Genomic DNA, 10886 nt, shown 5'->3' with positions numbered 1-10886 from the left:
CTTGAAAATAGCAGACAGAGTTGCTTATTGGCAGGTGTAGCGATTTTATTAAAAAGATTTTAAACAGGTTCTAAGTACTTCCAACACTGCCATTCCATAAAAGATGGATCCAATGTTAAATTATTTAATGCTAAAACAAATATTACATTTTCATATTTAACTGGATAATCAATTAATAATCCTAATGTATTTCCTGAATCTGCGACAATTATGATTCCCTTTTCTAACACGTCATCTATAACTTCTTTTAATTATTCTTACCTAGCATATAATATTTTCCTACACATCGAGATTGCATGTTGTATAAGGAAGCCCTTCTTCTTTCCATGCAAGAAATCCTCCCTTTAAATTCACTACTTCCTTTATACCAGCTCTTTGTAAAATACTAGCTGCTATAGCTGAACGTAATCCGGTTCGACATTGCAAAACTATTGGAAAATCTTTCGGTATATAATCTAGTTGTTCAAATAGATTACCTAAAGTGATATGTTTTGCATCATGAAGGTGTCCTTCCTCCCACTCTTTTTTACTACGCACATCGATAACCTTAACGCTTCCACCTTTTATATGCGGATATAATTCAATCGATGTTTTTTCTTTGTAACTTTCAAATCTATCAAGTCTTTGTATTACTTTTAAGGGTGCAAAAGCAATAATATTATCTAACCCAATAGATTCAAATTCTCTAATAACTGCCTCTACTTTAACCTTTTCCTCATCTAGAATTATTAAAGTTTCTTTTTTATAATCTAATAACCATCCACACCAAGTTGTGAAAGAATTGTTATAAGGTATGTTAATTGACTTCTCGATATGACCTGCAGCAAAACTCTCTACATCCCTTATATCAACTATTTGATGAACGCTCTTCAAAATTTCTTGAAGTTCTTCTACTGTATTAATAGCAGTACTTTTTCTCTTCTTACGAATTGGCGGACCATACTTATTTAAATTCTTCATTAATGAAAAATACTTTGGAGGCTCTGGCTGTCCCGTCAATAAAGTCGATATAAAATCACTTGCTTCATTACACTGAAATGCCCAATTGAACATCTTTTCATAACCTAATGTAGAAGTTGGAATTGCTCCTAATGCTTTTCCACATGCGCTTCCCGCACCATGTGATGGCCATATTTGCAAATAATCAGGAAGTATTTTTATTTTTTGTATAGAATTAAATAATTGTTTCGCTCCTATTTTTGCAGTATCCTTAATACCGACTGCAGTTTCTAATAAATCCGGTCTTCCTATATCTCCTACAAATATAAAATCACCTGTGAATATCCCTATCGGCTTATCATTCGTATAATTATTTTGACTTGTATCAGTTACTAAAAAAGAAATACTTTCAGGCGTATGCCCTGGGGTGTGAATTACATTAAATTTTATATGACCCACTTTAAACTCTGTGCCCTCTCTAACCAATTTGTATCGACCTTCGTTAAGATATTGATATTTCCAATCACAATCTCCTTCATCAGATACATATAAATTTGCATGGTAAAGATTAGAAAGTTCTCTAGACCCAGAAAGAAAATCAGCATGAATATGAGTCTCAGCCGCAGCAATTACTTCCATCCCCTCTTTCTTAGCAAACTCTATATATTGTTCTATATAGCGACCTGGATCAATTACAATTGCTACACCTTCCTTCTGACAACCGACTAAATAGGAAGCATGTGCTAATTTTTCATCATAAAAATATTTTAAAAGCATAGTTATTCCCTCCAAATAGTTATTTCAAATTGTTTTTCAATTTTTATAACCACTTTTTATCTTCTCCTATAAGGTCCCTTTCAACATTAAATTCCAATACATATAGGGCAACATATATCTTTTAAGTAAAAACATACTATACCGTTCTTTCGCTTGATTAAATGGAAACGTTTCTTGGGGCTCATGTTCATAGTTAAATTCAGCGAGTATAAGACTTTTATATCCTGTAACAATCGGACAGGATGTATATCCATCATATTTAGCATGCAAGTCTCTTCCGTTAATTACGTCCATAATATTTTGTTTTAAGACAGGTATTTGTTTTCGAATTGCCGCTCCAGTTTTAGAGGTGGGTAAATTGGTACAATCTCCAAGTCCGAAAATATTCTTATACTGTACATGCTGTAAAGTATAAGGGCTTATATCTACCCACCCCTGAGAATCACTTATCTCACTCTCTTTAATAAAATTAGGTGGCCCCATTGGTGGAACAACATGGATCATACTGTATGGTACAGTTTCTCTTTTCAGTGTTTGCGTATCTTCAAAAATTGCTTCTTTCTTTTCGGCAGTAATTTCTACTAAGTTTTTATTATAATTTGTTATAATTTGCTTTCTTTCTAGTACTTGTTCTAAAGTATTTGCATAACGTGGAACCTGAAATATGTTAGCGTTCGCAGTATAAAACATTACTTCACTTTTGTTTCTTACACCGCTATTAGAAAAATACTCTTCTGCTAAATACATAATCTTTTGTGGAGCACCACCGCATTTAATAGGAGTATTGGGGTGGGTAAAAACCGCATTTCCTCCTTTAAATTTTTCAATTTCTCTCCAAGTTGAATCAACATATTTATAAGAGTAATTACTACAAACCCCATTATTCCCAATAGACTCTTTTAAGCCTTTAATACCTTCCCAATTTATTTGTATTCCGGCTGCTACAATAAGAATTTCATACTCAAGCAACAGTCCATCATCTAACAGTATCTTATTTTCAGATGGACATAACTTAACAACAGTTTTAGGGATCCACGTTGCTCCTTTTGGAATAAGCGATTCTTGATCACGCATCGTACTTTCCTTTGAAACAATGCCTCCCCCCACTAAACTCCATAGTGGCTGAAAGTAATGTTTTTTTGATGGATCAATAATTGCTATACTTTCTTTCAATAGGGGGACATTTCGTAATAAATGTGCAGTAGAAGATAGTCCTGCAGTCCCAGCACCAATTACAATAATTTTATAACTATCTCTGGTCTTCATTATCCTCTTCCTATCTAAAATTGATTTTTAAATTAACTAATTAGTAGCCATATTTTCATCGTAGTAACATTATTATAAGTTAAAAACACTATGTTTTTATCTGATTTAAATGAAAATTTTGTTAATTATACCATTAAAATTACTATATGCGTAAATCCCCTATGTTACTTCCATATTTTATTTTAAATAACAAAACCATATATTGTTACATCGAATAAAACTAATATATTAAAATACTTTTCATGAATCCGGATAAGTTATGTTTAAAAAAACAGGATCTAACATCTTAGCCGTTACAATAAGTAGATTCACATAATTCACAACTATGACAAGTATTAAATATCGCTTAAGTTTCGTTACCTTTTTCTGTATATAATGATGAAAAATTGTGAAATTTTATCGCATTACGCAAGACATTTAATATCAAATATATTACTTTTACTATGAACTAAATGTGTTTATAGGACTTTTCTAAATAAACAAGGTGCTAAATTAATTCTCAAGAAGTCATTACCATTACATTTATCTAAAAATTGAAAAAACATGTGTAGATGGATATCATCTTAAATACATATATAATTACCTTTAATTTTCTGACACGATTTCACATAATTCTTAAACTGATTTTTGGCGTACATTATGAAAAAAATTGCACTGTGTCAGTCTTTAAAAGATTATATATTATAACTTTAAGAGAGGAAGGAAAACTATGAAGATGAAAAGAAAAATCATTATGACAACAGCACTTGCAGCTACATTAGCTACAGGTGTGCTACCTACTACCTCGGTGTTTGCTGCAGAAAAAGAGGCTCCTATTCAACCAAAAGAGGCACAAATGAGTATTCAACCTTTTGCACAAAATAATTTGGAAACAGCCGTTCAAGCTGCCTTAAATGGTCCAGAAGTCAAAAAAATTAAAGTATTTGAACATGAATTTAATGTAAAAGAAATAGAAGTAGTAAATCTAGGTGCAGGAAAAAAATATGTTAAGGGGCAAATTTCTCATCATTTAAGTTTTCGTCCAGATGATCAATTTTATTATGAGTTTACAGTACAAGATGGAAAGGTACTAGATAAACCTGTATTTAATATTGATAGAGGTGGTTGGACACCATTTGCTGCTCCACTTTTATCAATTCTTGCTGCTTATAATGGAATTCCAGTTAATCCAAATGATTTAAATGCACTTGGTCAGCAGATTGGTAAAGTTATAGATGGAAGCTGGGAACATGCAGCCCAATCAATTGCAACTGTAGTTAGTCTAAGTTTTAATGAATAGAATTTTTCAATTTTTATTAGCATTGTAGGGATTCACTTTTTGTAATTCGCCTTGTTATAAGAGATTCTAAAACAGCTATTAATAAATTTTTACCACTCATTCACATTATCTTGATTTGTTTACCACCTTATCATTTATTATATGTCACAAAATAGAAGTCTTTTTTAGGACTTCTGTTTTGTTTGTATACAATACGATAAACAGTTGTTTTTTTTGAGGCTATACTTCGATTTTTCAAGAATCCGTTTGGCTATTAGGTACAATTCATTAAAACAAATTATTAAAGTCTCAAATAACTTACTCCCCCTATTTTTAATTATTTTTAAATACAAAAATTTATTATCTTAAGAATGAAAAACAATAAATATAGGAAAAAATCATCTAGCAATTGTTTAAAGGTCAGGAGAGATAAAATGAAGAAAATAAAAATGAGAAATTTCATTAAAATTAGCATCCTCACTTGTATTACACTAGCAAGTTTAAGTACACCATCTACTATTTTAGCTGATAGTCATCCAGGTTACTCCTATGAATCCAATATAGGGTATCAAAATCCATCGTGGATGTCGAAAATAGAAGATTCTACAAAATTAAGTGAAATATCTATTCCAGGGACTCACGGCACAATGGCTTTACATGGAGCAAGCTTTCTTGATGAAAATTTGACAAGAAATCAAACTATGAGTCTATCCCAACAATTAAATTCTGGAATCCGATATGTAGATATGCGTGTTAAACGTGTAAAAGATTCTTTTGCGATGTATCATGGCATTGTAAATCAAAAAGCTGTGTTTGAAGATGTATTAAAAGAGACAATTCAATTTTTAAAAGATCATCCAACAGAAACAATATTAATGCGCCTAAAAGAAGAAACTACCCCTGAGAGTGGATCTCTATCATTTGAGGAGATATTTTTAAAATATAAAAACGTTAATGCTTCATATTTTTGGAACCCTAACTCCGTACCAACTTCAGATAGAAATAACCCTACTTTAGGAGATACCCGCGGGAAAATTGTAATCTTACAAAACTTTACATCCACTCAATTGTACGGTATTGATTACAAAGGTTTGAATATACAAGATAAATTTGAAATTGGAGGCGGACCAGACGAAATATATGCAAAATGGATTGCGATAAAAGCCCATCTACAAAATGCAAATACTAACTTTAATAATGGAAAAATTTATCTCAACCATTTTAGTGGTACGGGGGGCGCAGCGGCATTTTTAAATAATGTATATCCTTGGTTTATTGCAAGCGGAAAAGAGAGCAGAAATACTGATAGTAGTCCTAAATTGATTCAAACGAATTCCACAAATGCATGGAGTGATTTCCCTCGCGATAGAAACGGACAAGTATACTATGGGGGAATGAATACACTTGGGACCGATTTCTTACAACAAGGCGTAATTAAACATTCTGGTATCATCGTAGCTGATTTTCCTGGTCCAGGTTTAATTGATAGTATCATTAAATTAAATGGTCTACATTCTAATGAAAACGAAATATTAATTTCGCAAATATCATCTGAATCTAGTCCTTTATCCGGGCAACAAAATCGATCCAGTCAAAACTTTAAAATTGATAGTTTACCTGTAGGTACCAAAGAATTAAAATGGGTTATTGAGCCTTCAGAAAAAGATTATTCTTCTACTATCTCTTTCAATGTAATGATTGATGTTTCCCTAGGAATAGATTCTACTCGTTGGAAAAACATTTCACATGGATCTAGGACTGAAGCTTACACAAATACTAAATACTATATTGCAAGTCCAACGGGTGCCACTAACAAATTCACAGTAAAAATATACGCTATTACAAATTAGAAAATAAAGAATCCCAATGAAATTCCATTGGGATTCTTTTTTAATTTCATTTCGTAAACATTAGGATGGGGTTTAAATCTTATTGATTTATCATTTAAATCATAAGATAATTCATATTTGGCACAGCCCTTAATTTTTAAAAGAAAACCCCAAAATGTTAACTACCTTTTCCCACCTGTCACTTATTCAAAACTGGCTTCCAAAGCGATAAGGCAAAAATCCAATTTGAGTCGCCATTTCCTTGATGATCTTGAACTGCTTCATACACTTTTCCCTCATGTACTACTCTATCGCCTTTAGTATATGCTTTTCTTGCATCCCATTTTTCATATGTGGAATCCTCTAACTTTGTTGTTACATTCAAAACATCACTTCTACTAGATTCATTTCCAGCTAAATCAACCGCCGTCACTACATATTTATACGATGTATTAGCCTTCAAATCTTTATCCATAAAGGATGTATTAGCCGCTGTCCCAATTTTATTCATAACCCCAGCGCTTTCTCTATATACAATATAATGGTCAACACCTACATTATCTTCAGACGGACTCCACATCAAATCAACAGTTGTCGCTGTTGTACCCATACTATGTAATCCTTTTGGTTGACTTGGAGCCTCTATATCTGGGATTGCATGTGTTGTCTTAACCTTTAGTTTTTCACTTTCTTTTGATATGTTTCCAGCAGAGTCTAATGCCTTTATTGTATAGGTATATTCCGTATCTGCTTTTAGTTTTTTATCAATAAAAGTTGTACCTGGTACCGTATCAATTACTTCGCCATTACGTAACACTTGATATTCTTTTACACCTATATTATCAGTAGAGGCCTTCCATGTTATTTCAACACTATTGGCAGAAACTTTAGAGGCATTTAATTCAGTTGGTTGACTTGGAGCTACTGTATCAGGAGTTTCATTATTTACTAAATTTACATCAATTACATTATAAAATGCATTTGACGTATCTGCTACATCCCATACAGCTAAAATAACATGATAACCATTACGATCAGTTGGTACATTAATTGTATGTGTTAAATTATTTGATGCGGCCGAACCGTCATGTTTCACAGTTCCAATTGGTTCTAATTCAGCACGTGTTAATGGTTTATTAGGATCCCATCCCTTTTTTGTAATGTAATAATGCCATTTACTTGTAGAATGTGCTGCTGTATATTTCCATGTAAATGTATTTGCTCCACCCTTAATTGTGTTTTTGAACCAACGATTTGTTGTTTGTTGGTCAAGAGTTCCTCCAAATAGTCCTCCTGCCGAAGCGATTTTACCATCAATCGGTCCACCTTCTGGAAACCCTTTAGGTGCTTCTAGACTTTGAGGTTCATACATTACATTTCCACAATTTAAATTTAATACCCCATAATTCTGACTACATAAAGCAGCACGACTACTCGGTTTTTCAACAAACCCATGTGCATACGCACTTTGAGGAATCATTGTAATTGCCGTTACCCCTGCAGCCAGAACACAAGCACCAATTCCTTTTTTACTTTTTCTTAATCTTTCCAATTTAGATGTTAATTTCAAATTCATTCTTGTCCCCCCAATATATTGTTTTCGCTAATATAATAGCAATATAGGGATAAACGAACAAATCACCAATTAATATATTAATATCCCTCATAAATTGGTACATTTATTATTATTTTTAATCTCCTATAAAAATAAAGTAAATACAATTACGCTATTTTGTAACATTATGTATTTAAAGAAGAATAAAAACCTCATTTTATTTCACAAAAAATTCAAATATTAAAACGGATAATTAAATCATGTAGGAAAAATAAATTTTTTATATTACAAAAAAGCAAAAAAAGTCTGGAAGAAACCGATTATATCCGTTTCTTCCAGACTTTCACTTCTTTTATACCACTCACAAATCCTTTAACCTTAAACATATACACTTGAGGTTAAAACCCACATAACTAATATAACCTATATGTTGACTAGCTTCTAAACGTTAAAATTCATAAATTAATAGTAACAGACCAATTAAAACAAACCATTTAGCAAACACATATAAAATTCTTACTAATTCAATCTAACGCTTAATTACTTATAAAATAACTTAATGTATCTAGCTTAACTGTATTTTCTTTATTAATACCATTGTCTACCCTGCATTTCCTTACTTTAAACAGATCATCAAGAGATTGTTAATATTTAAGGAAAAGATTTGAAAACCCATTTTTCATTATCATATTCTAAAAATTTATTATGTTATTTTTATCTAATAAGGCACAGAAACAAAGGGTAAACTTCAGTTGCTTGAGAAACGTTCTTAGGGTGAAACATTTAAAGGGTACTTTAGTACTGAGGTTTTATTACATGTTCCTGTACCTAATATTTAAATTAACGTATGTCAAAATATTTTACAATACGAGTGTTAAACGTTACATATTTCTATATAAAATGATACATTTCATCAGCACGCCTCTCCTAATATTTATGCTAAATATAGAAAATTCAGCTCGTTAGGGTTTAATTTTAGAATTCTCATAAAAGCATATAATAGATTAGGCACGTAATTGTCACAAATTAATAGTCTATATACTTTTTAATTACCTATGAAAACTCTATTACCACTTTATTATTTACTCCTAAACTAAGGCACATCTATACCTACAATTTCTTAAAACTCTTTTAGATAATATTTCAAAAGAGTCAATAGTTTTATTTTTTTATTTTTTTATTGTACATTTGTGCATTTGATGTTAGGATTATGCCTATTAAAATTGAATCCTAACGATTCTTCTTTATAATTTCCATATTTTAATTGTTAAATAAAAATATAGATTCTGATATATATATATTCAAAATCAGACCTAAAATGTCTTTATTTTACAATGATGTCGTGGCATACCTTTAGAATGGAAAGATATATGCAACAACGTGTTAAGGGGTTACAGGAGGAACAAAAATGAGAGACTTTTTTGATGATAAGTACAAAAATATTGAATTAAAAAGGAGGTTAATCAATTTAATAAGTGAAATTAGCGAATTCAAAGGAAAATTAGCTGCTTATCAGGAACAAAACCCTGACATATTTAATAGTTTAGAAAAAACTATACCACTACATTACATAAAAAATTTCACAACTATTTATGAGGATATAAAAGTTCCTAATAAAAGATTAAAAGAACTTATTTTAGATGATATAGTACCTCAAAATATTTCTGAAGATGCTATTTTCTGCTATTATCAAACACTTTCTTTTGTACATAAAAACTCCTGTACTTTATTAATTAATCCAGCAACTATACAGGAATTACATTTTCAACTAATACATTATATTACCTCTGACAGTGCCAAATGGCGTGAAAAACCTTTTATTATTCCAGGAGTTCCAGAACATGGAATGCACTTGAATAGTTACCGCATTCTTCCGCATGAACTTATCCCACGGTTTATGGAGCAATTATGTGATCAATACAACTCATTAAATACTAGTAAGGGGCTACATTCACTTTTATTAATAGCTCGTTTTATATTAAATTTTTATTGCATAGTCCCTTTCAATCAAGGTAATAACAGGCTGGCATTTATGTTAATGCAATTGCTGTTAATTAAGAGTGGACATACATTTGTAAAATATGTATGTTTGGATAAATATATTAAGAAAAACGAATCTGATTATTACAATTCGATTTATAAATCTTCGGTGAATTGGTACTGCGAGGAACATAATAATAGCTTTTGGTTAAAAACGTTTTTAACCATTATATTAGAGGCTTACAAAGATCTACATAACACAGTTCTAGATTCTATATGTAAACATACTAAAGTTGAGAGAATTCAGGATTTTATACTTAAACAAAAACAACCCTTTACTAAGGAAAGTATTCGTAACACTTATCCAGACATTGCAGAAAGTACAATCAGTAAGGCTTTAAATTCCTTGCAAGTGTTTGGCCATATTAAGCTAGTTACAAAAGGAAGAAACGCAACGTGGATTAAGATTTGACCATACTTTCAATACACATGAGGTTTAAAAATTCAATTATAACCTTATCATTGAATTTCATTTTAATTTTAAGATAATATTACTTTTTTAGTTATTTCTAATTCCAACAAAACATTTTATAGGAAAAGGTCCGCTTTCCCCCGCCTTTTCCTATAATAAAATGAAATATAAATATAGAATGATTGTCGAAAAAAGTCGTATTTTAATATTTTTTCTTTATTTTCTGGTTGTAAACGTTTCACTTTCATGTTACCATCTTAATCAAACAATAGATGGTAATAAAAATGAAAGTATTTCTTTCCCTTAGAAACATATAAACGTACGGTAATATCAAGAAAATAAGGTCAAAGAAATATTTGATACCTACCAAAATAATGAATAGGAATTTTGTCGTACTGTTTTTTTCTGATAATTAAGAAAACGCATTTTGTCCCTAAACAAAATTTGTTGGTGCGCAAAATTCAAATACACTAGAACACCCAAATAAATGAAATATCCTTTTTCATTGAGTATGAAGGTATGAAAAAAAGAATTCCTCCTACAAAATTTAGCAGATTAACATAAAGACATCTAAATTACTACCTTTATCGCCATCTATTGTTGACATCATATTTACCAACTAAAAAAAGAACCTATCAAGGGCTCTTTTTATTATAATCATTCAAATTTTAATTCTATCTTAATACTGAAATTTCCACACAAATTACATCTGCTTTTTGCTCTCAATTATTGAATTGAGGGTGTTGCAAAACTCATAAATATCCAAAAATGAATGCATAAAGAAACCCGTTTTCCTGGAAGAATGATAGT

The 10886-nt window shown here is 30.9% G+C and carries 6 protein-coding genes; 3 read left to right on the top strand and 3 right to left on the bottom strand.

Annotated features, from left to right (window positions below; genetic code table 11):
• Window positions 1-279: 279 nt before the first annotated feature.
• On the bottom strand, window positions 280-1716 hold the full coding sequence (locus ACQRBL_RS16255) for an MBL fold metallo-hydrolase (RefSeq protein ID WP_097920797.1): 1437 nt from the start codon (window positions 1714-1716) through the stop codon (window positions 280-282).
• Window positions 1717-1782: 66 nt separating this feature from the next.
• On the bottom strand, window positions 1783-2982 hold the full coding sequence (locus tag ACQRBL_RS16250; protein ID WP_411995872.1) for an FAD/NAD(P)-binding oxidoreductase: 1200 nt from the start codon (window positions 2980-2982) through the stop codon (window positions 1783-1785).
• Between the two features lie 709 nt (window positions 2983-3691).
• Here ACQRBL_RS16250 and ACQRBL_RS16245 point away from each other — a divergent pair.
• Both ACQRBL_RS16245 and ACQRBL_RS16240 read left to right on the top strand, forming a co-directional pair.
• Window positions 3692-4261, top strand: coding sequence for a hypothetical protein (locus ACQRBL_RS16245; protein WP_016130655.1), 570 nt, complete (start codon window positions 3692-3694; stop codon window positions 4259-4261).
• Between the two features lie 413 nt (window positions 4262-4674).
• Window positions 4675-6090: a phosphatidylinositol-specific phospholipase C gene (locus tag ACQRBL_RS16240; protein ID WP_411995871.1), complete on the top strand. Its 1416-nt coding sequence runs from the start codon at window positions 4675-4677 to the stop codon at window positions 6088-6090.
• Window positions 6091-6268: 178 nt separating this feature from the next.
• On the opposite strand, the gene ACQRBL_RS16235 is transcribed toward ACQRBL_RS16240, so the two are convergent.
• Window positions 6269-7645, bottom strand: coding sequence for a lytic polysaccharide monooxygenase (locus ACQRBL_RS16235; RefSeq protein ID WP_411995870.1), 1377 nt, complete (start codon window positions 7643-7645; stop codon window positions 6269-6271).
• A gap of 1387 nt (window positions 7646-9032) precedes the next feature.
• On the opposite strand from ACQRBL_RS16235, the gene ACQRBL_RS16230 reads away from it, so the two are divergent.
• The gene (locus tag ACQRBL_RS16230) at window positions 9033-10076 is read left to right on the top strand and encodes a Fic family protein (RefSeq protein WP_001204217.1); all 1044 of its coding nucleotides are present in this window, start codon (window positions 9033-9035) and stop codon (window positions 10074-10076) included.
• Window positions 10077-10886 lie beyond the last annotated feature (810 nt).

It is taken from the genome of Bacillus sp. AF62 (assembly GCF_050312695.1).
In the GTDB taxonomy this organism is placed as follows: Bacteria; Bacillota; Bacilli; order Bacillales; family Bacillaceae_G; genus Bacillus_A; species Bacillus_A cereus.
The sequence above is the reverse complement of the archived record's forward strand: the minus strand, read 5'-3'. Positions and strand labels throughout refer to the sequence as shown.

What these genes read in the sequence shown, in the direction of transcription:
- ACQRBL_RS16240 (WP_411995871.1), top strand. Translation starts at nt 4,675, where the DNA reads ATGAAGAAAATAAAAATGAGAAATTTCATTAAAATTAGCATCCTCACT.
- ACQRBL_RS16235 (WP_411995870.1), bottom strand. Translation starts at nt 7,645, where the DNA reads ATGAATTTGAAATTAACATCTAAATTGGAAAGATTAAGAAAAAGTAAA.
- ACQRBL_RS16245 (WP_016130655.1), top strand. Translation starts at nt 3,692, where the DNA reads ATGAAGATGAAAAGAAAAATCATTATGACAACAGCACTTGCAGCTACA.
- ACQRBL_RS16230 (WP_001204217.1), top strand. Translation starts at nt 9,033, where the DNA reads ATGAGAGACTTTTTTGATGATAAGTACAAAAATATTGAATTAAAAAGG.
- ACQRBL_RS16255 (WP_097920797.1), bottom strand. Translation starts at nt 1,716, where the DNA reads ATGCTTTTAAAATATTTTTATGATGAAAAATTAGCACATGCTTCCTAT.
- ACQRBL_RS16250 (WP_411995872.1), bottom strand. Translation starts at nt 2,982, where the DNA reads ATGAAGACCAGAGATAGTTATAAAATTATTGTAATTGGTGCTGGGACT.